We start from the raw sequence: 21,105 nt of genomic DNA, 5'->3' as shown, positions 1-21,105 counted from the left end.
GCTCAGCCGCCGGCGACCGCGGGCAGGATGGTCACCTCGTCACCGTCGTCGATCGGGGTGTCGAGGCCGCCGGAGAACCGCACGTCCTCGTCGTTGACGTAGATGTTGACGAACCGGTGCAGTTTGGCGGTGCCGTTCTCGTCGGGCGCGACGAGTCGTTCCTTCAGCCCGGCGTTGCCCGTCTCGAGGTCGTCGATCAGGGCGGCCAGCGTCGAACCCGACCCCTCGACGCGCTTCTCCCCGCCGGTGTGAATACGCAGGATCGTCGGGATGGATACGGTGACAGACATTCTCAGCTCCTGATCTCGATCTCTTCTTCGGTGACCGCACCGTCGACGATGCGATAGCTACGGATCTCGGCGGTCTCGGGGTCGCGCGTGGACACCAGCACGTAATGCGAGCCGGGCTCGCCGGCGTAGGAGATGTCGGTGCGGCTCGGGTACGCCTCGGTGGCGGTGTGCGAGTGGTAGATCACCACGGGTTCCTCATCACGGCGGTCCATCTCCCGCCACACCGCGAGCTGCTCGGCCGAATCGAAACGATAGAAGGTCGGCGACCGCTCGGCGTTGATCATCGCGATGAAACGCTGCGGATCGTCGGAACCCTCCGGCCCGGCGATCACCCCGCAGGCCTCGTCGGGATGGTCGGCGCGCGCGTGCGCGACCATGGCATCGACCAGCTCCTGCCCGATCTTCAGCATCGGTGTCGCATTCTCCTGTCCAGACGTGTCCACACCCGGGGACCCCGGGGTTCCCCGAGTCGCAACATCGTCGCCGCGGCACCTATTCCGTTCGCCGTTCGCGACGACCCCGGTCAGCGGAAAGCCGACGGCGCCGTCTGTGCGTAGGTGGGGATCGATGCGACCGGTTCCGCCGCGAGGACCGCGTTCACGATGGCCTGCTGGACGACGTCGGCCGCGGCCCGGCACACCTCGGCGACCACGGCGACGTCGGCATGCATACCCGCCGGCGCCGGCGCCGGTGTCGACGGCCGGACCGCACCCGTGGCGATGCCGAAGATCGTGTCCCCGTCGAGCGGCGAGTGCGCGGGCCTGATCGCCCGCCCGAGACCGTCGTGTCCGGCCATCGCCAGTCGCTTGGTCATCGGCGCGTCGAGCACGGCATCGGTGGCCACGACACCGATCGTCGTGTTGAGCACGGTGTGCTTCGCCGCGAGGTCGGCGAGCGAGTCGATGTCGGCGGCCGACGGCCGGCGCAACCCCAGGCGGCCCAGTTCGGTCTCGCCGAGGTCCCACGGCAGCCCGGTCTGCGGGTCGATGACCGCCCCGACCGGGTTGGCGACCATCACTGCACCGACGGTGATGCCGGCCGCGGGACCGGCGTCGAACGTCATCGACGCCGTCCCGACCCCGCCCTTGAGCGCGCCGGCCCGGGCGCCGACACCCGCACCCACACACCCGACGGCGAATTCCGTGTCCGCCGCGCGGACCGCGTCCATTCCGAAGTCCGCGTCTGGTCGGTGGTCCCAGGCGCCGACGGGGAGGTCGAAGATCACCGCGGCGGGAACGATCGGCACCACGTGCCCGCGGTCGTCGAGCGGGAGTCCGATCCCGTCGGCCTCGAGCGCGCGCATGACCCCGTCGGCGGTGGCCAGTCCGTAGGCACTACCTCCGCTGAGCACGATGGCGTGCGCGGTCTGGACCGTGTTCGACGGGTCGAGGAGATCGGTTTCGCGGGTACCCGGACCGCCACCGCGGACGTCGACGGCGGCGATGGCGCCCGGCGCCGACACCCGTACGACGGTGGTCCCGGTGGCCCACCCGTGACCGTCGGGGGCCTCCGGTGCACCGGCGACCCGGGCGTCGGGGTCGACGCGGTGCGCGTGCCCGACGGCGAGGCCGGCGATGTCGGTGATGCGATTGCCGGCCGGGGCCGGTCGGCCGAGTGTGCTCACGAGACCCCTGACGTCGAAGCGGACGAAGTTCCCGAACGGAACCCTAGTGGTGTGTCTCGGAATAGGTGGCCGGTATCCGGTGGAGCGATCGGTGGTCTGGCAAGGCGGAGGAGGGAGGGATAGCGGAGCTATCTCGACCGACGACAACGCAGCCAGGCGCCGATCGAGCGCCGGAGACCAGTCGCTTATTTCCGAGACACACCACTAGTCACATCAGGGCTTCGACGAGGAGGTCCTGCATCACCGTGAGCCAGTGGTAGACGTCGAGATGCGCCGCATGCGGGTGGTCGGGCGGCAACTGCTCGGGAGTGTCCTCGGAGATCCCGAGCATCGCGCCGAGTGCCAGTCGCACGTCGTTGAGCGCGGTGAGCCACGCCGCGGCCTCGTCGGGAGACAGGGCGAAATCCCCGCCGCCGGCCGGCAGGGTGTCGAGCAACACCCGGGCGGCGCCCAGCTTGGCGTCGATGATCTGTGGTTCGTGAACGCTCCGCAGCGCCGAGTTCAGTTCGCCGTTGACGACCTCGGCGGAGAGTTCGTCGTCCTGGTCGGGCCGATGAAAATCCGGGAGGAGACGGCCCAGGGTGACATCGTCGGGTGCCTGCGAGTGCCCGACGTCGATACCGGTCAGCCTCGCGAGGTCGTCGCGGGGTGCGGAATCGGCTCGTTCGGTGAGCAATTCGCACATCGACGTGACCATCGACGCGAGCAGCTCTGCTTCGTGCGCGTCGAGTTGCGATGCGATGCGCATCTGCTCGCCGCGCCCCTTGCGTTTCCAGGTGCGCACGCGTGTCAGTGTGCCTGCCGCGCCGCGAAGGCCGATCGACCGGTTGGGAGTCGTCCGCGGCCGGTCCGGGTCACGAATCCCGCTGCATCGTCGCCCACAGCCCCGCGGCGTGCAGCTTCGCGACGTCGGCCTCGACCTTTTCCCGGTCCCCGGAGGACACCACCGCCCTGCCCTCGGTGTGGACCTGCATCATCAGTTCGTTGGCGCGGGACTCGGAGTAGCCGAAGATCTTCTGGAAGACGAAGGTGACGTACCGCATCAGATTGACCGGGTCGTCCCACACGATCGTCATCCAGGGCTTGTCGAGTCCCGCCGCGCCGTCGGCGACCTCTGGTTCGGCAACCGCCGTACCGCCGGGGGTAGCCTCGTGCGCACGAGTTTCGTCAGGCGCCATGAGGACAGGGTAGGCGATTGTGACCAACGACAACACCGCGCTGCTGACCGATCAGTACGAACTGACGATGGTCGCAGCGGCACTTAGCCACCCGGTTGCGCACCGCCAGTGCGCATTCGAGGTCTTCGCCCGCCGCCTCCCCGACGGCCGGCGCTATGGCGTGGTGGCCGGAACCGGCCGCGTTCTCGACGAACTCGCGGCGTTCCGGTTCCGCGACGAGGAGATCGCCGTGGTCGAGCGATTCCTCGACGCGGACACGGTGGCCTGGCTGCGGGACTATCGGTTCTCCGGTGACATCGACGGTTACCGGGAGGGCGAACTCTACTTCCCCGGTTCGCCGATCCTCACCGTCCGCGCGCCCTTCGCGGAGGGGGTCCTGCTCGAGACCCTGATCCTCTCGATCCTCAACCACGACAGCGCGATCGCGTCGGCCGCGGCTCGAATGGTCAGCGCGGCGGGGTCGCGCCCGATCATCGAGATGGGCTCGCGGCGCACCCATGAGCGCGCCGCCGTCGCCAGTGCGCGCGCCGCCTACATCGCCGGCGTCGCCGCCACCTCGAACCTCGAGGCGGCCCGGAGCTTCGGCGTGCCCAGCGCCGGCACCGCCGCCCACGCCTTCACCCTCGGTTTCACCGGACCGGACGGGCCCGACGAGAAGGCCGCGTTCGCCGCGCAGATCGAGGTCCTCGGGATCGGTACCACGCTGCTGGTCGACACCTACGACATCACCCAGGGCGTGCGCAACGCCATCGAGGTGGCCGGCCCCGGACTCGGTGCCGTGCGCATCGACTCCGGCGACCTCGGTGTGCTGGCGCGCCAGGTCCGCGCGCAGCTCGACGACCTGGGCGCGACGGAGACGAAGATCGTCGTGTCCGGTGATCTCGACGAGTACGCGATCGCCTCGCTGCGCGCCGAGCCGGTCGACACCTACGGGGTCGGGACATCCCTGGTCACCGGGAGCGGGGCGCCGACGGCGGGGATGGTGTACAAACTCGTCGAGGTCGACGGCCTGCCGGTGGCCAAACGTGCGAGTCACAAGGAGTCGCGCGGCGGCGCCAAGTCGGCCGTGCGGGCGGCCCGGTCGAGCGGCACGATCGTCGAGGAGATCGTGTATCGCGCCGACGGCACCCGCCCCGCGCCGGACGGGCTCGGCATCCGGGACCTGCAGATCCCGCTCGTCCGCGGTGGGACGCCCGTGGCGTCGCTGCCCACTCTCACCGATGCCCGCGCCCACCTCGCGGCCGGCCTGGTGAGCTTGCCCTGGGAGGGTCTCGGCCTGTCCCATGGAGATCCCGCGGTGCCGACCCGCTACGAGCTCGGCTGACCGCACCCCGACGCCCGGAACCGATGTCCCCCGACGACAGGAGAATTGGATGAGCGCCGAACGCAGCGACGGCACCCGTCCCGCCGACGCGCTGATCGTCGTCGACGTGCAGAACGACTTCTGCGAGGGCGGCGCCCTCGGGGTGAACGGCGGCGCCGCGGTCGCGCGGGCGGTCACGTCGATCCTCGACGAATACCGGACCGTCGTCGCGACCCGCGATTATCACATCGACCCCGGTGCGCACTTCTCCGACGACCCCGATTACGTCGACACCTGGCCACCGCACTGCCGCGTCGGCACCGACGGCGTCGCGTTCCACCGGGAATTCGACGCCGCGGCGGCGCACGAGGTGTTCTCCAAGGGCGAGTACAGCGCCGCGTACTCCGGCTTCGAGGGCGCGGCCGCCGACGGCTCCACCCTCGCCGTGTGGTTGCGGGAACGGAAGGTGAAGTCGGTCGACATCGTCGGCATCGCCACCGACCACTGCGTGCGGGCGACCGCGCTCGACGCCGTGGAGGCCGGTTTCAGCACCCGCGTCCTCCTGAACTTCACCGCCGGTGTCGCGCCCGAGACGACGTCGAAGGCTCTCTCGGCGCTGCGGCAGGCGGGTGTCGAACTCGTGGGCGACCTGCTCTACGACGGGTCGAGTCGGACCGGGTAGCAGCGCCGCGGTCCCGACCACGATCCCGATCTCGACAGCGGGAACCGACCGGGCCCGCGATACGTCTGAAAGAACACCGTTCCCGCGCACGGCGAACCCAGCAAGGACAACCGGAACACACCTCATGCCCAACACACCCCCGGTGACCGACCTGCTCGACGCGGCGGTCACCGCACTCGGCGGCCGCCGCCGCGACGGTCAGGTCGCGATGGCCTCCGCGGTCGCGCACGCCATCGACACCGGTGAACATCTCGCGGTCCAGGCCGGCACCGGCACCGGCAAGTCGCTGGCCTACCTCGTGCCGGCCATCCGGCACGCCGTCGAGAGCGGCCGCACCGTCGTGGTGTCCACCGCGACGATCGCGTTGCAGCGCCAGCTCATCGAGCGCGATCTCCCCCGCCTGGCCAAGGCGCTGAAGAAGCCGATCGGCCGCGAGCCCACCTTCGCGATTCTCAAAGGGCGCGGAAACTATCTGTGCCTGAACAAGATCCACTCCGGTACCGCCGACGAGCCGGACACCGAGCTGTTCGACCCGTTCGAGCTGTCGCGCACCGGCCGGGAGGTCACGCGTCTGCGGGAGTGGAGCAGCGAGACCGAGACCGGCGACCGGGACGACCTCGTCCCCGGCGTCTCCGACCGGTCGTGGCGACAGGTCAGCGTCACCGCCCGCGAGTGCCTGGGCGCGGCCAACTGCTCCTACGGCGAGGACTGCTTCGCCGAGCAGTCCCGCCGTCGGTCCGGGAAGGTCGACGTGGTGGTGACCAACCACGCGCTGCTGGCCATCAACGCCACGAGCCCGGCCAACGTCTTGCCCGAGCACGACGTCGTCGTCATCGACGAGGCCCACGAGCTCGTCGACCGGATGACGTCGGTGGCCACCGACGAACTGTCGGCGGCCTCGGTGGCGCTCGTCGCACGCCGGTGCGGGAAGCTCGTCGACGAGGAGACCGCCGACGCCCTCCTGGGCGCCGGTGAACAGCTGGGCGAATTGCTCGACAACGCGCCGATGCGCCAGTGGACCGGCCTGCCGTCCGACGCCACCGCTGTCCTCGTGATGCTGCGGGACCGGCTGTGGCAGGCGCGCACCGCGATCGGACCGGTACGGATGGCCGGCGCCGACGACGGCGCGGCGGCCGCCCGCTCGGCGGCCCTGACCTCACTCGAGGACATGCACGACACCGTCGTCCGCGTACTCGGTGCGTTCGACGAACCCGACGAGGCGAAGCGGCGCGACGTCGTGTGGGCGTCACTGGACACCTCACGCCGCGGGGCCGAGCCCCGGCCCATCCTGCACATCGCACCCCTGTCGGTCGGCGGCCTGCTCCGGGCCTCCCTGTTCGCCGACGCCACGGTCATCCTGACCTCGGCGACCCTCACGATCGGCGGCTCCTTCGACGCCCTCGCCGCGACCTGGGGACTCCCGGCGTCGGGGCGCGGGACCGACCGTCCGGTGACGGACGAGACGAGCCCGGCAGCGGGGTCGAGCACAGCCGACGTCACCGCCAGCGGGAAGGCGGTCCCGTCCGATTCGGGTTCGGCACGCTGGACCGGCCTCGATGCCGGCTCGCCCTTCGACTATCCGCGGTCGGCGATTCTCTACGTCGCACGTCACCTCCCCCGACCCGACCGCTCGGGCATCTCGTCGCGGACGATGGACGAGATCGCCGAGCTCGTGAACTCCGCCGGCGGACGCACGCTCGGTCTGTTCTCCTCGATGCGCGCGGCGCGCGAAGCCGCCGACGCGATCCGCGACCGCACCGACCACCCGGTGCTGTGCCAGGGTGACGACACGACGTCCACCCTGGTCCGGCGGTTCGCCGACGACCCGGCGACCTGCCTGTTCGGCACCTTGTCCCTGTGGCAGGGGGTCGACGTGCCGGGCCCGTCGTTGAGCCTCGTGCTCATCGACCGCATCCCCTTCCCTCGTCCCGACGATCCGCTGCTGACCGCCCGGCAGCGTGCGGTCGATGCGCGCGGCGGCAACGGATTCCTGTCGGTGGCGGCCAACCACGCCGCGCTGCTGCTCGCCCAGGGCGCCGGCCGCCTGCTGCGTTCGGTCGACGACCGCGGGGTCGTCGCGGTCCTCGACTCCCGACTGGCCACGGCCGGGTACGGCGGTTATCTGCTCGCGTCGCTGCCCCCGATGTGGCGTACCACCGACCCCGCGGTCGTCCGTTCGGCACTGACCCGATTGACCGATCCCGCCCGTTCGGTGGGCTGACCTCGACCGACCCCGCCGCGCCCGGCCCGCCCGACACGGCGGGCGATCCATGACAAGACAATCCCGTCCGCGGGGCACTAGGTTGGGTACCGGTGATACCAACGAAGGCGAGACCGACAGCGCACCCCGGCCACTCACGGGAGCTGACGACAGGAGGCTCCACGTGATCGGGCGCATGGGTATCGACGACATCGCACCCCTTGTGTCAGCGGGTCAGCAACCTGCCAAAGCCGTTGTGGGAGAATACTTCCCGGTCAGCACCACGGCCTGGCGTGAAGGACATGACGCGCTCGGCGTCACACTGCACGTCGAGGCTCCGCGACGCGGACCGTTCGATGTCCGGATGGTTCCCGCGCCGGAACCGGACACCTTCAACGCAGCCTTCGTCCCCGACGCCGTCGGATTCTGGTCGTACCGGATCGAGGCCTGGAGCGACCCCTACGCCACGTGGCGTTCGGCCGTTCTGAAGAAGCTCGACGCCGGGCAGGGCGCCGCCGACCTCGCCAACGACATCGAGACCGGCGCGCGGGTACTGGACACCGCAGCCGACCTGGTCGCCGGTGATGACCGAGAACTCCTGCTCGACGCCGCGCGCCAACTCCGGGCACGTCGTCGCCGTGTCGAGAACCGGGTGGGTCTGGCGGTCTCCGACGAGGTCGTCGAACTGCTGACCGCCCATCCCGTCCGCGAGCTCGTCACCAAGAGCCGTACCTACCGGGTGTGGGTCGATCGCAAGCGCGCACTGTTCGGCTCGTGGTACGAACTGTTCCCGCGCTCGACCGGCGGCTGGGACGGTGAGGGCAATCCCGTCCACGGCACGTTCCTCACCGCCGCCCAGGATCTGCCGCGCATCGCGGACATGGGGTTCGACGTCGTCTACCTGCCACCGATCCACCCGATCGGTGAGATCAACCGCAAGGGCCCCAACAACACCCTCGTCGCGGGACCCGAGGATGTCGGTTCGCCGTGGGCCATCGGATCTTCCGACGGCGGGCACGACGCCATCCATCCCCTCCTCGGCACCGAGGAGGACTTCGAGTACTTCGTCGGCCGGGCTCGCGAACTCGGCCTCGAGGTCGCGCTCGATCTGGCCCTGCAGTGCGCACCGGATCATCCGTGGGCGCTCGAGCATCCGGAGTGGTTCACCACCCAGCCCGACGGCACCATCGCCTTCGCGGAGAACCCGCCGAAGAAGTACCAGGACATCTACCCGCTGAACTTCGACAACGACCGCAACGGCATCTACCGAGCGGTCCTCAAGGTCGTCCTGCACTGGGTCGGGCTCGGAGTCGACATCTTCCGCGTCGACAATCCGCACACCAAGCCGCCGAACTTCTGGGAGTGGCTGATCAGTGAGGTGAAGAAGCGCCACCCCGACGTGCTCTTCCTCTCCGAGTCCTTCACCCGGCCGGCGCGGCTCTACGGCCTCGCCCGGCTCGGCTTCAGCCAGAGCTACACCTACTTCACCTGGAAGACGCTGAAGTGGGAGCTCGAGCAGTTCGGCCGGGAGATCGCCGACCACGCCGACGAGGCCCGCCCCAACCTCTTCGTCAACACCCCCGACATCCTGCACGAGAGTCTTCAGCACGGCGGTCCGGGCATGTTCGCACTGCGCGCCGCGCTCGCCGCGACCCTGGCCCCGACATGGGGTGTCTACAGCGGATACGAGCTGTACGAGCACGTCGCCGTGACCGAGGGCAGCGAGGAGTACCTCAACTCGGAGAAGTACGAGCTGCGGCCCCGTGACTACAAGGCGGCAGCGAGCCGCGGCGAGTCGCTCGAGCCGTGGATCACCTCGCTGAACGAGATCCGGCGCCGGCACCCCGCACTGCAGCAGCTGCGCAACATCCATTTCCACCATGTCGACAACCCGTCGCTGATCGCCTACTCGAAGATCGACCCGGTGTCGGGCGACCGGGTCATCGTCGTGATCAACCTGAACCCGTTCGGTCCCGAGGACTCCACGGTCTGGCTCGACCTGCCGAAGCTCGGCTTCGAGTGGTACGACCGCTTCCCCGTCCGCGACGAGGTCTCCGGCGAGGAGTACTGGTGGGGCCAGGACAACTACGTCCGGCTCGAGCCATGGCGGGCGGTGGCGCACATCCTCGCCTTGCCGCCCCTCGAACCTGTTGCCGCACAACAGCTCGCCTATCGGATCCAGTGAGGTATCAGTGACCGATCGCACCGATCCGCCAGACCTGCCCGACCCCTACGCGACCGACCACGACCTGCGTCGGCTCGCGGCGCAGACCCATCCCGATCCACACGCCTTCCTCGGCGCCCACGACGCGCCCGGCGGCGCGACGATCCTGCGCACCCTGCGCCCGAACGCGATCTCGGTGTCGGCGGTCATCGGCGGAGTCGATCATCCGATGACCCGTCAGACCGACGACCTGTGGGTGGTCACCGTGCCGATGGCCGACCTGATGGACTACCGGTACCGCGTCGTCTACCCCGATTCCACCGGGGGCACGTCGGAATTCGTCGTGGCCGACGGTTACCGGTTCCTGCCGAGCCTCGGCGACGTCGACATCCATCTCTTCAGCGAGGGCCGCCACGAGGAACTGTGGAACGCCCTCGGTGCGCGGGTGACGTCGTACACGACCACCGACGGCGACGTGCACGGCACCGCCTTCTCCGTGTGGGCACCGAATGCCCACGGCGTCACCGTGATCGGCGACTTCGACGACTGGACCGGGCGCGTTGCGCCGATGCGCAAGGTCGGGGTCAGCGGGGTGTGGGAGGTCTTCATCCCCGACGTCGGCGACGGGACCCACTACAAGTTCCGCGTCCATGGCGCCGACGGCGTCATCCGCGACAAGGCCGACCCCATGGCCTTCCGCACCAGCACGCCCCCGGCAACCGCGTCCCGGGTCACCGTGTCCGAACATGTCTGGACCGACGACGCGTGGATCGCGCGCCGGGAACGGTCCGCGCCCGAGCGTGAGCCGATGAGCGTCTACGAGGTCCACCTCGCGTCCTGGCGTCAGGGCCTTGGCTACCGCGAACTCGCGCACGAGCTGGCCGATTACGCCGTCGAGAAGGGCTTCACCCACGTCGAGTTCCTGCCCGTCGCCGAGCACCCGTTCGGCGGTTCCTGGGGTTACCAGGTCACGTCGTACTACGCGCCGACGGCGCGCTTCGGAACGCCCGACGACTTCCGCTACCTCGTCGATCACCTCCACTCCCGTGACATCGCCGTGATCGTCGACTGGGTGCCGGCCCACTTCCCCAAAGACGACTGGGCGCTCGCCCGATTCGACGGCACCCCGCTGTACGAGCACGCCGATCCGATGCGCGGCGAGCAGCTCGACTGGGGCACCTACGTCTTCGACTTCGGCCGGCACGAGGTCCGCAACTTCCTCGTGGCGAACGCCCTGTTCTGGTTCAGCGAGTTCCACATCGACGGTCTCCGCGTCGACGCGGTGGCCTCGATGCTCTACCTGGACTACTCACGACCGGCCGGGCAATGGCGCCCCAATGTGCACGGCGGTCGCGAGAACCTGGAGGCGGTGCAGTTCCTCCAGGAGACCAACGCGACTGTGCACAAACATTTCCCGGGCGTGATCACGGTGGCCGAGGAGTCGACCGCATGGCCGGGCGTGACCCGCATGACCGATCTCGGCGGGCTGGGGTTCAGCTTCAAGTGGAACATGGGCTGGATGCACGACACCCTCGACTACCTGTCCCGCGATCAGATCCACCGCAGCTTCCACCACCACGAGATCACCTTCTCGCTGGTGTACGCGTGGAGCGAGAATTTCGTGCTGCCGCTCTCCCACGACGAGGTCGTGCACGGCAAGGGCACGCTGTGGACGCGGATGCCGGGCGATTCGTTCACCAAGGCCGCGGGAGTGCGCGTCTACCTCGCCTACATGTGGTCCCACCCCGGCAAGCAACTGTTGTTCATGGGACAGGAGTTCGGGCAGACCGGCGAATGGGCCGACAACCGTAGCCTGGACTGGCATCAGCTCGAGGGCTGGGAGGGCGAACTGCACTCCGGCATCTCGGCCCTCGTCACCGACCTGAACCGGATCTACCGGTCCCGACCGGCGCTGTACACCCAGGACATCGATCCCCTGGGTTACGAGTGGATCGACGCCAACGACACCGCCAACAACGTCATCAGTTTCCTCCGGTACGGCACCGACGGATCGGTCGTCGCGTGCCTGTTCAACCTGAGCGGCTCCGACCGCGCCGACTATCAGGTCGGGTTGCCCTCGGCCGGTGTCTGGGACGAGATCCTCAACACCGATGCCGACGCCTACAGCGGTGCCGGGCGGGGCAACATGGGGTCGGTCACGGCGGATGGGCCGTCGTACCACGGACGTCCCGTGTCGGCTCGGGTCATGCTGCCCGCCAACTCGGCGATCTGGCTGGTGCCGCGGGAGTAGTGGTGTGTTTCGGAATCAGTCGCCTGGTTCCGAAACACACCACTCAAACTCCCGCGGCAGTGGCCTCAACCCGTCAGTAGAGGGCGCTGGCGAGCTTGCGCCGGGCGCTCACGACGAACTGCTCGGCGGGATCGAAGAGTTCGAACAGCTCGAGCAGCCGGGTGCGCGCCCGGGTGCGCTCCTCCCCCGCGGTCACGCGCACGACGTCGATGATGCGGTCGAACGCGGCTTCGGGCTGTTGGTTGAGCAACAGGACGTCCGCGGCCGCGAGCTGCGCATCGACGTCACGCGGGGACGCCGTCTCCACGATGGCGGGATCGTGCGCCTGCGCCCGCAGGATGAACTCGAGGTTCCGCGCGGCGGACACCGCTTCGAGGTTCTCCGGCTCGGCCTCGGCGATCGCCCGGTAGTCGGCGAGTGCGCCGTCGAAGTCGCCGTCGTTCAGCTTCGTCTCGGCGGCGACCAGCCTCGGGTCCTCGGGCTCCGGCTCGGGTGCGGGCCCGTCGGGCACGCCCGGGAGGATGTCGCCGATCTGGGCGAAGATGTCGTCGATCCACTGGGTGATCTCGGCCTCGGAACGCACCCCGTTGAAGGCGGTCACCGGCTGTCCCTGCACGATCGCGACGACCATCGGGATCGACTGCACCCGGAAGGCCTGTGCGATACGGGGATTGGCGTCGACGTCGACCTTCGCCAGCACCCAGCGCCCGCCCGACTGCGCGGCGAGGCGTTCGAGGACCGGCGACAACTGCTTACACGGCCCGCACCATTCCGCCCACAGGTCGATGACCACGAGCTGCTGCATCGACCGGTTGAGCACCTCGGCCTCGAACGTCTCCTCGGTGACGTCGAGGACCGCGGCCGCCGCGGTTCCCGCACCGGCGGCCGGCGACTGCCCGCCCTCGGCGGGCGGCTCACCGGGCGCGGCAGGTCGTGCTGCGGCCTGCGACTGGGTCCGTTGCGCTTGTGCGCGTTCGGCTTCGGCCCGCTCCTTGAGTACGCCGAGATCCACCGCGCCGGACATGGCCATGGCTGCTGCCGCCTGCTGTCGGGCCGCGGCGGCGGCCTGCTGACGATTGGTTGGTCGCGTCACCCCTCCAGTGTGTCACGACCGCCCACGCGGAATCAGATGACGTCGGGCGAACGCGTTCGGTCCGGCGCGGCGGTGCGCGTGCGGTCCGGGCGAACGACCGGCGCGAGCACGACGGCGAGGACGAGCGCCGCCACGGCCGCCAGCAACCCGGTGTTCAGCGAGGTCCGGCTGCTGATGAAGCCTACGACCGCGGGGCCGGCGAGCATGCCGAGGTACCCGCATCCGACGACGGCGGAGATCGTCCGGCCGCTCGACTCCCCCGACAGATTGCCCGCCGCGGTGAAGATCTGCGGGATCAGCCCCGCCAGACCCAGTCCGAACACACCCCATCCCACGATGGCGAGCGCGGGTACGGGCGAGAGCACCGCGATCAGGATTCCGGCGGTGCCGAGCAGGCCGCCGTAGCGGACGACCGCCACCGGTCCCACCGACCCGACGACCGGATCGATGACGAATCGCGCGACGGTCATCGTCGCGCTGAATGCGCCGAAAGCGATGGCGCCGACGGCTTCGGCGGAACCGAAGGTCTCGACCACGTGCAGTGCACTCCAGTCGTAGGCGGTGCCCTCGGCGAGCATGAGTGCGAACGCGACCACCGCCAGCAGCACCAGGCGGCGCCGGTCCACGGTGTGCCACCACTTCCCGGACGCGGGACCGTCGGCGTCTGCACCGCGTGCACTCGCATCGTCGGTCCCCACCTCGCGACCGGCCAGACCGCGCGCGTTCCACGCCACGACGCCGATGCCGGCCGCCGCGGCGCAGGCCACGGTGAGGACGACACCGACGTCGGCCCACAGGGTTGCCGCGATTACTCCCGAACCCACGAGACTGCCCGCCGAGAAGAACCCGTGGAACGACGACATGATCGGTCGGCCGTAGGCCCGTTCGACCACGACCGCCTGCGCGTTCATCGACACATCCAGGCAACCGTTGGCGAATCCGAAGGCGACGAGCGCGGCGGCGAGCGTCAGGGCGTCGGCGGCGAGCACCGGGGCGACGATGACCGCCGACAGCAGCAGCGCGGCACCGATCGTCACCGGCCGGGACCCCCGACGGTCGATCAGACGGCCGCAGACCTGCATGCCGACGAACGCCGACGCGCCGAGCAACAGCAACAGTCCGCCGAGTTGGTCGTGATCGACTCCGGTGCGCGCACTGATGACCGGGATGTGGGCCACCCACATCGCGGCGAGAAACCCGTTGAGCGCGAAGATCGCCCCGACGCTGCGGCGGGAGCGCCGGAGCGTCGGGGCGATCGAAGGCGGGATCGGGGCGGTCAGGCCGTGGCCTGCCTGGGCGCGCGGTCGGCGGACAGTTCGGCGAGATGGCCGTTACGGCGCGCCCACCACTCGAACACGATCGTGCCGAACGGCGGGAGGCTCGAGACCAGCGCCAGCAGGGTGACGATCGGGATTCCGATCCGCCGCGAACCCACCGGCAGCTCCCACTTCACCGCGTTCCACTTGAGCTGGATCGCCGTGATCAGGGCGACGACCACGAAGATCACGAAGACGATCCCGTGGATCATGCCCGGCTTGGCGATGGCCTCGTCGTCGTCGTTGACCCGCTTGACGACCATGGCGACCAGCAGGACCGCCCAGGTGATCGCCTCGGCGACGGCGACGAACCGGAAGCGCTTGGCGGGAGTGGTCAGGTCGAAGAATGACAGCATGGCCCTCATTGTGCCGAATCGGACAGCAAACTACTACAAGATGTCGTAGACATCTCCTTCGTTCAGGACTTCGGAACCCGGATGATCAGCGCGTCACCCTGGCCGCCGGCTCCACAGAGCGCGGCTGCACCGACGCCACCGCCCCGTCGCTTCAGCTCGAGCGCGACATGCAGCGCGACGCGCGCCCCGGAGGTCCCGATCGGATGTCCGACGGCGATCGCACCACCGTTGACATTGACGATCTCGGGATCGACGCCGAGCTGCTTGGTCGAGGACAGCCCGACCGCCGCGAAGGCCTCGTTGATCTCGATGAGGTCCAGGTCCGCGGGTGCGATGCCCTCGCGGTCACAGGCCTTGACGATCGCATTGGCCGGCTGCGCCTGCAGGCTGGAGTCCGGGCCGGCGACGACGCCGTGGGCGCCGATCTCGGCCAGCCACGTGACGCCCAGTTCCTCGGCCTTGGCCTTGCTCATCACCACGACGGCCGCCGCGCCGTCGGAGATCTGCGACGAGTTGCCCGCGGTGATCGTGCCGTCCTTGCGGAAGGCCGGCCGCAGCCCCGACAGCGACTCCACGGTGGTGTTGGCGCGAATCCCCTCGTCCTCGGCGAACTCGATCGGGTCGCCCTTACGCTGCGGGATGGCCACCGGCACGACCTCGTCGTCGAAGACGCCGTTCTTCCACGCGGCTGCGGCGAGCCAGTGGCTTCGTGCCGCGAACTCGTCCTGTTGCTCACGGGTGAACCCGTCGGCGTCGTTGCCCTGCTCGGTCAGCGCCCCCATCGGCTGATCGGTGAAGGCGTCGAAGAGCCCGTCGAACGCCATGTGGTCGACGAGTTCGGTGTTGCCGTACTTGAAGCCGCCGCGGCTGTTGGGCAGGAGATGGGGCGCCTGAGTCATCGACTCCTGGCCGCCGGCGACGACGACGTCGAACTCGCCGGCCCGGATGAGCTGATCGGCCAGCGCGATCGCGTCGATCCCCGACAGACACATCTTGTTGATGGTCAGGGTCGGGACGTCCCAGCCGATGCCGGCCTTGATCGCGGCCTGGCGGGCGGGCATCTGACCGGCCCCCGCGGTCAGCACCTGGCCCATGATCACGTACTCGACCTCGGATGCCGGAACGCCGGCCCGCTCGAGTGCGCCCTTGATGGCGACCGCGCCGAGATCGACCCCGCTGAAGTCCTTCAGGGAGCCCAGCAGGCGGCCGAAGGGGGTGCGTGCGCCGGCGACGATGACCGTGGTCTTGTCGGCAGTCGAAGTCATGAGGGAACCTCCGGGAAGTGTCTAGATAGGGGGCCAACCGAGCGCCCGCTCTGTGCGCTCAACACCTCAACGCTACCGTTGTCCCATGTCTTCCTCAGCAACGGACCCCAGCGCCACCGCACTCATCTCCGACCTGATCGTCGCCATCGATCACGTCGGCATCGCCGTCCCCGATCTCGACGCCGCCAAGGAGTGGTACGCCACCCACCTCGGGTTCGAGACGCTGCATCAGGAGACGAACGCCGAGCAGGGCGTCGAGGAGGCCATGGTCGGCCCGGCCGGCGGCACCGGTGCGGTCATCCAGTTGCTCGCCCCGCTCGACGAGTCGTCGACGATCGCCAAGTTCATCGACCGCAACGGTCCTGGGCTCCAGCAGCTCGCCGTGCGGGTGACCGACGTCGACGCGGTCACGGCACGACTCACCGAAGCCGGCGTCCGGGTCCTCTATCCTGCCGCGAAGCGGGGCACCGCGGACTCCCGCATCAACTTCGTCCACCCCAAGGACGCGGGCGGCGTGCTGCTCGAACTCGTGGAACCCGCCGCCACCGCACACTGATCCGCCGCAACGGCCGAAAACCGTTGCGCCGCTAGCTGACTCGACATGCCGAGCCGGCCGCTCCCATCCGTGGACCGGCCGGCTCGGCACCTCCACGCACGGCGTCGCCGACGTCGAGGAGATCCCGCACTCTCTCCGATACACTGGCCGCCATGCCAGGTCCCGCACGGCAATTGCCCTTCGCGATCGTGATGCGCGGTTATGACCGTGAGCAGGTCGCCGATCACCTCCAGCGCCTCGACGCCGATCTGCGCGTCCTCGCCGCCGATCGCGACGCCGCCACCGCCAACGCACACGAACTCGCCGCGCATCTCGAGGACGCGCGCGACGAGATAGCCGAACTGCGCCGGGAGGTCGACAAGCTCTCGGTCCCGCCGACCACCGCGCAAGGGATGAGCGAGCGACTGTCGCGGATGCTGCAGCTGGCGTCCGACGAAGCGTCGGAGATGCGCGCCGAAGCGGCCGCCGAAGCCGCCGAGACGCTGTCCATCGCGCGCCAGGAGGCCGCCGACATGCGGTCGTCGGCCGCGACCGACGCCGAGCGCGTCCGGGGCGAGGCACGCACGGCCGCGAAGAAGCTGGTCGACGAGGCCGCCGCCCGGGCACGGCAGGTCAAGGAGACCGCGGCCGCCAACGAGTCGGAGTCCGCCCGCCTCATCGCCGAGCGCACCGCCGCGATGGAGGCCGAACACACCAAGACCATGCAGGCCGCCAAGGACGAGGCCCGCCGAGTGGTGGAGAAGGCGAAAGCCGAGGTCGCCGAACTCGAGGCGGTCAGCGCCGCCGAACGCCGGGCCGAGCGGGAACGCCATGATGCCGAACTCGCCGATCAGCGCGAACGCGCACTCGACGAGGCGGCACACATCCGTCAGACCGCGCTCGACATCGCGACCGAACGACTCGATCGATCACGCGAACTCGCGCAGGCGGCTGATCGCACGCGTCAGGACATCGCCGCCAACCTCGGGCGGCTACGCGAGGAGCTGGCCGAGTTGCCGGAACTGCTCGCCCAGCCCGACGACTCCGAGTACTCCGTGCTGTCCGACGCCGACGATCTCGACCTCCTCAACCGCAAGCTCTCGCCCGAGGCGCGGTCGCCGGAGGTCCGCTCCGCCTGATCCGAAAGAACCACACAACCTCAGGTCCCAGCCCCTGCTCCCTGAGGTGCGAGGAGCGCGAGCGACGAGCCACGAAGGGCCTGGCAAGACGAGGGCGAGGGCCCTTCGTGGCTCGCTGCGCTCGCACCTCAGGGAGCAGGGGGTGGGCCACGCCGCTTGCTCCGCAGGGTGGGCCTAGAACAGCCGGAACTCCGTGCTCTCCGCGCCGCGAAGCTCGTCGTAATCGAGCACCACGCAACGGATTCCGCGGTCCTCGGCCAGCGTGCGGGCCTGCGGCTTGATCTGCTGGGCGGCGAATACGCCGGCCACCGGGGCGAGTGTGGTGTCGCGGTTGAGCAGCTCGAGGTACCGGGTGAGCTGCTCGACACCGTCGATCTCCCCGCGCCGTTTGATCTCGACCGCCACCGTGGCACCCGATGCGTCCCGGCACAGCAGGTCCACCGGCCCGATCGCGGTCATGTACTCGCGGCGGATGAGCGTGTGACCCGGACCCAACGTCTCGACATGCTCGGCGAGCAGCTCCTGCAGGTGCGCCTCGACGCCGTCCTTGACGAGTCCGGGGTCGATGCCGAGGTCGTGCTGGGAGTCGTGCTCGATCGACGCGATGGTGATGCGGAGTTCCTCGCCCGCCTTGTTGGTGACGACCCAGTACGCCTCCGCCTGCGTACCGTCGGGAACCTGCGCCTCGGTGAGCCAGCACGGCGGACTCATCCAGTTCAACGGCTTGTAGGCCCTGTCGTCGGCGTGCACGCTCACCGATCCGTCCGATTTGATCAGCAGCAACCGCCGGGCCATGGGCAGATGGGCGGTCAGCCGCCCGACGTAGTCGACCTGACACTCCGCGATGACGAGACGCACGTGCCCACCCTAGTGGTGTGTCCCGGAACCGGGCGGCGCGGCCCGCTCACTCGTCGTAGTAGTGCTTCAGCAGAAACGTCTCGGCATCGACGACCGCGTCGTCCATCGTCGAGTGCACGTGCGGAAGCGCCGGGTCGAATCCCCGGAGTTCCGGCGGCGCATCGAGATCGGGCACCGCCGCGTCGTCACGGTGCCGATCGACGCTGGCGCGGACGACGCCGTCCGGGTCGACGAGCGCGGCCCGCCGGCCGCTGTCGTCCAGCAGCCGTTTGATGCTCAGCACCATCGTGCGTGCGACCGCGTCGATCACCCCGATGCGGGAGATCTCGACGATGACGACGGTGTATGCGTCGATGTCGGCCATGAGGCGCCGCTGGACACTCTCGGCGCCGGCGAAGGTCAGGTCTCCCTGCAGTTCGTACACGCGGATGCGGTCGCGACAGGTCCGCAGATAGCTGCGCTCCTGCTCGCCCCATTCCGCGCTGACGGGGGTGTCGGCGAGGTCGTAGACCGACCGGATCGTCACCCGACTCTCCCGTGTCACGTTGAACATGTGCAGACCCAGGTCGGTGGACAGATGCCGACACACGTCGACGCCGCGGACGCTGTTGCCGTGACCGTCGAGCCGTGGCGAGTACACGCCGATGCCGAGTTGCCCCGGCAGCACCGCGAGGATCCCGCCACCGACGCCGCTCTTCGCTGGCAGGCCGACGGAGGTGACCCAGTCCCCCGCGCCGTCGTACATCCCGCACGTCGTCATGACACTCAGCAACCGCTGCGCGGTCTCGTTGGAGAAGACCGTCCGACCCGTGCGGGGATTCATCCCGCCGTTCGCGATCGTCGCGCCGATCCCGGCCAGGTCGTCGGTCGTCACCCGAATCGAGCACTGTCGGTAGTAGAGGTCGAGAGCGGCGTCCGGGCTGGTCTCTAGAGCCCCGAAGCTGTCTAGCATGTAGGCGATCGCGCGGTTGCGCGAACCCGTCGCGGCCTCGGAGGCATAGACCCCCTCGTCCATCGTGAGGCGCCGTCCGGCACATCCGGAGTAGAACTCGAGCACCTCCCGGAAAGCGGCGTCGACCGCCGCCTCGGCCACGTCCCGGGTCGGCGGCAACAGCATGGATGCGGCAAAGATGGCCCCCGCATTGATCATCGGGTTCTTCGGGCGTCGGCGCTCGTCCACGCTGATCTCGTTGAATGCCTCGCCGGACGGCTCGACGCCGATCTTCGCGTCGACCGCCGCGGTGCCGTGCTTCTTCAGGACCATCGCATAGGTGAGGGGCTTGGAGACCGACTGGATGGTGAACGCCGTCGCGGAGTCACCATGTGAGTAGGTGTGGCCGTCGTGCACGCACATCGACAGGCCGTAACCCTCGGGGTCGACGGCGGCCAGTTCCGGGATGTAGTCGGCGACATGACCGGATCGGTCCGAATGGCATTCGTCCATGATGTGGCTGAGGTAACCGTCGACGAGGGAGTCCATGACCCCATCTAAGCGTGTCCCCCGGCACCCCGTCGGAGATGACTAGGCTGGCGATGACCGGGGACCGAGACACCGACGCTGGGAGTACCGATGAAGCTGCTCGTCGCATACATCGCCACCTCGGGAGGCGACGACGCGGTCGCCCTCGGCGCATGCCTCGCGCGGACCTTCGACGCCGAACTCGAGCTCTGCATCGTCATCCCACCCGAGCCGGACAGCGCCGACCCGTCCGAACAGGTCTCGGTCGAACGCCTCTCCGACGCCCTGGACAATGCGGCCCGCCGATGGCTCGACGCCGCTGCCGCCAGACTCCCCGACGACATCCAGACCACCACGACGATCGCCGAACACGCCAACCCCGGGGAGGGTCTCATCGTGCAGGCCCGGCGCACATCGGCGGACATGCTGGTCATCGGCGGCGCGGGTGGCGGTATCCGCGGCCGGCACACACTCGGGACCGTGGTCAACGACATCTTGCATTCCGCACCGGTCCCGGTGGCGGTGGCGCCACCGGGGTTCGCGCATCTCGGCGCCGACGAGGTGCGAGAGATCTCGGTCGCGATCGGTAGCAGGCCAGGCACCCAGCTGTTGTTCCAGACGGCGTTGCGCAGCGGTGTCCGTGCACATCGGCCCATCCGGCTGATCTCGCTGGTCGCCGTCGACGACGTCCAACCCTGGCGCACCGAGCCGGAAGAACGGGCCCTCGACCACGCTCGCGAACACGCGCGACGCAGTCTCGAGGCGGCCAGAGAACAACTGCCACCGGACTTCCCGGTCAGCTCGGCGATCGCCCAGGGGTCGACCATCGAGGAGGCAGTCGGCTCCCTGGACTGGCAGGACGGCGATGTGGTCATGGTCGGCTCCAGCCGGCTGGCGGCGCCCAACACGCTCTTCCTCGGCACAACCGCAGCGAAAATCCTTCGCGCGGTGTCGGTTCCGATGATCGTCGTTCCGAAGGGCACCGACTGATCACGTCTCGACCCAGAAAAGCATTGTGGCCCCTCACGAATCGCGAGGGGCCACAATGGGATGTTGTGTTCGGCGGTGTCCTACTCTCCCACACTGATTAGGGTGCAGTACCATTGGCGCTGGAGGGCTTAGCTTCCGGGTTCGGAATGGGGCCGGGCGTTTCCCCTCCGCTATAGCCGCCGTAACTTTGTGAAACAACACGCTCATGTAGTGTGCGTGTGTTTGTTTGTCACCTCTCACCACCCCGTCACACCGTGGTGTTGTTGGGGGGTGTCCGGGGGGCGAAGCCACCCGGAGGAGTGTGTTGTTTCAGAAGTACATAGTGGATGCGAACACCAACCGAACCTGAGGTTTGGTGATGTTGTGGGTGTTGTTGGTAAGTCCTCGGCCGATTAGTACCAG

19 protein-coding genes and 1 rRNA gene are annotated in these 21,105 nt (G+C 69.1%); 8 read left to right on the top strand and 12 right to left on the bottom strand.

The window, feature by feature from the left end; all coding sequences use genetic code 11:
* Positions 1-2: 2 nt before the first annotated feature.
* The 5 genes from AS181_RS02155 to clpS all read right to left on the bottom strand — a co-directional run bounded on the left by AS181_RS02155 (position 3) and on the right by clpS (position 3,092).
* The gene (locus AS181_RS02155) at positions 3-290 is read right to left on the bottom strand and encodes a MoaD/ThiS family protein (RefSeq protein ID WP_058249990.1); all 288 of its coding nucleotides are present in this window, start codon (positions 288-290) and stop codon (positions 3-5) included.
* Positions 291-292: 2 nt separating this feature from the next.
* Positions 293-700, bottom strand: a complete 408-nt coding sequence (locus tag AS181_RS02150) for a Mov34/MPN/PAD-1 family protein (protein ID WP_058250279.1) — start codon at positions 698-700, stop codon at positions 293-295.
* Positions 701-813: 113 nt separating this feature from the next.
* On the bottom strand, positions 814-1,914 hold the full coding sequence (locus AS181_RS02145; protein WP_058249989.1) for a P1 family peptidase: 1,101 nt from the start codon (positions 1,912-1,914) through the stop codon (positions 814-816).
* 208 nt (positions 1,915-2,122) lie between these two features.
* Positions 2,123-2,698: an oxidative stress transcriptional regulator AosR gene (aosR, locus tag AS181_RS02140; protein ID WP_058249988.1), complete on the bottom strand. Its 576-nt coding sequence runs from the start codon at positions 2,696-2,698 to the stop codon at positions 2,123-2,125.
* Between the two features lie 70 nt (positions 2,699-2,768).
* Positions 2,769-3,092 (bottom strand): ATP-dependent Clp protease adapter ClpS, encoded by a 324-nt coding sequence (gene clpS, locus AS181_RS02135; RefSeq protein WP_058249987.1) that lies wholly within the window; start codon positions 3,090-3,092, stop codon positions 2,769-2,771.
* A gap of 19 nt (positions 3,093-3,111) precedes the next feature.
* On the opposite strand from clpS, the gene AS181_RS02130 reads away from it, so the two are divergent.
* The 5 genes from AS181_RS02130 (at position 3,112) to glgB (ending at position 11,692) form a co-directional block, all read left to right on the top strand.
* The gene (locus AS181_RS02130) at positions 3,112-4,416 is read left to right on the top strand and encodes a nicotinate phosphoribosyltransferase (protein ID WP_058249986.1); all 1,305 of its coding nucleotides are present in this window, start codon (positions 3,112-3,114) and stop codon (positions 4,414-4,416) included.
* A 49-nt stretch (positions 4,417-4,465) separates the two neighbouring features.
* Positions 4,466-5,077: an isochorismatase family protein gene (locus AS181_RS02125; protein WP_058249985.1), complete on the top strand. Its 612-nt coding sequence runs from the start codon at positions 4,466-4,468 to the stop codon at positions 5,075-5,077.
* A 124-nt stretch (positions 5,078-5,201) separates the two neighbouring features.
* Complete coding sequence (locus AS181_RS02120) at positions 5,202-7,298, top strand: ATP-dependent DNA helicase (protein WP_058249984.1); 2,097 nt, start codon at positions 5,202-5,204, stop codon at positions 7,296-7,298.
* Positions 7,299-7,461: 163 nt separating this feature from the next.
* Positions 7,462-9,462: a maltotransferase domain-containing protein gene (locus AS181_RS02115; protein WP_058249983.1), complete on the top strand. Its 2,001-nt coding sequence runs from the start codon at positions 7,462-7,464 to the stop codon at positions 9,460-9,462.
* Positions 9,463-9,469: 7 nt separating this feature from the next.
* Positions 9,470-11,692, top strand: a complete 2,223-nt coding sequence (gene glgB / locus AS181_RS02110; RefSeq protein WP_058249982.1) for a 1,4-alpha-glucan branching protein GlgB — start codon at positions 9,470-9,472, stop codon at positions 11,690-11,692.
* Positions 11,693-11,765: 73 nt separating this feature from the next.
* On the opposite strand, the gene AS181_RS02105 is transcribed toward glgB, so the two are convergent.
* From AS181_RS02105 to AS181_RS02090, 4 genes are all read right to left on the bottom strand, one after another.
* On the bottom strand, positions 11,766-12,722 hold the full coding sequence (locus AS181_RS02105; protein WP_175404261.1) for a tetratricopeptide repeat protein: 957 nt from the start codon (positions 12,720-12,722) through the stop codon (positions 11,766-11,768).
* Positions 12,723-12,817: 95 nt separating this feature from the next.
* Positions 12,818-13,969, bottom strand: coding sequence for an MFS transporter (locus tag AS181_RS02100; RefSeq protein WP_175404250.1), 1,152 nt, complete (start codon positions 13,967-13,969; stop codon positions 12,818-12,820).
* A gap of 92 nt (positions 13,970-14,061) precedes the next feature.
* The gene (locus AS181_RS02095; protein ID WP_058249980.1) at positions 14,062-14,457 is read right to left on the bottom strand and encodes a DUF3817 domain-containing protein; all 396 of its coding nucleotides are present in this window, start codon (positions 14,455-14,457) and stop codon (positions 14,062-14,064) included.
* Positions 14,458-14,519: 62 nt separating this feature from the next.
* On the bottom strand, positions 14,520-15,722 hold the full coding sequence (locus AS181_RS02090) for an acetyl-CoA C-acetyltransferase (RefSeq protein ID WP_058249979.1): 1,203 nt from the start codon (positions 15,720-15,722) through the stop codon (positions 14,520-14,522).
* Between the two features lie 85 nt (positions 15,723-15,807).
* Between AS181_RS02090 and mce the strand changes: the two genes are divergently transcribed.
* Both mce and AS181_RS02080 read left to right on the top strand, forming a co-directional pair.
* The gene (mce, locus tag AS181_RS02085) at positions 15,808-16,278 is read left to right on the top strand and encodes a methylmalonyl-CoA epimerase (RefSeq protein WP_058249978.1); all 471 of its coding nucleotides are present in this window, start codon (positions 15,808-15,810) and stop codon (positions 16,276-16,278) included.
* Between the two features lie 152 nt (positions 16,279-16,430).
* The gene (locus tag AS181_RS02080; RefSeq protein WP_058249977.1) at positions 16,431-17,396 is read left to right on the top strand and encodes a hypothetical protein; all 966 of its coding nucleotides are present in this window, start codon (positions 16,431-16,433) and stop codon (positions 17,394-17,396) included.
* A gap of 174 nt (positions 17,397-17,570) precedes the next feature.
* Here the strand turns inward: AS181_RS02080 and nucS are convergent, their stop codons facing one another.
* Together nucS and glsA are read right to left on the bottom strand one after the other, a co-directional pair.
* Positions 17,571-18,254, bottom strand: coding sequence for an endonuclease NucS (gene nucS / locus AS181_RS02075; RefSeq protein ID WP_058249976.1), 684 nt, complete (start codon positions 18,252-18,254; stop codon positions 17,571-17,573).
* Positions 18,255-18,300: 46 nt separating this feature from the next.
* Positions 18,301-19,734 carry a glutaminase A gene (glsA, locus tag AS181_RS02070; protein ID WP_058249975.1) on the bottom strand — a complete coding sequence of 478 codons (1,434 nt, stop codon included), beginning with the start codon at positions 19,732-19,734 and terminating at the stop codon, positions 18,301-18,303.
* A gap of 90 nt (positions 19,735-19,824) precedes the next feature.
* On the opposite strand from glsA, the gene AS181_RS02065 reads away from it, so the two are divergent.
* A complete protein-coding gene (locus AS181_RS02065) occupies positions 19,825-20,703 on the top strand; it encodes a universal stress protein (RefSeq protein WP_058249974.1) in 879 nt (292 codons plus the stop codon).
* Positions 20,704-20,770: 67 nt separating this feature from the next.
* Here AS181_RS02065 and rrf read toward each other — a convergent pair.
* Positions 20,771-20,887, bottom strand: a 5S ribosomal RNA gene (gene rrf, locus AS181_RS02060).
* Positions 20,888-21,105: the final 218 nt, after the last annotated feature.

It is taken from the genome of Gordonia sp. SGD-V-85 (assembly GCF_001456905.1).
Lineage (GTDB): Bacteria > Actinomycetota > Actinomycetes > Mycobacteriales > Mycobacteriaceae > Gordonia > Gordonia hongkongensis.
Note: the sequence above shows the minus strand (reverse complement) of the source record. Positions and strands in the feature narration are given on the sequence as shown.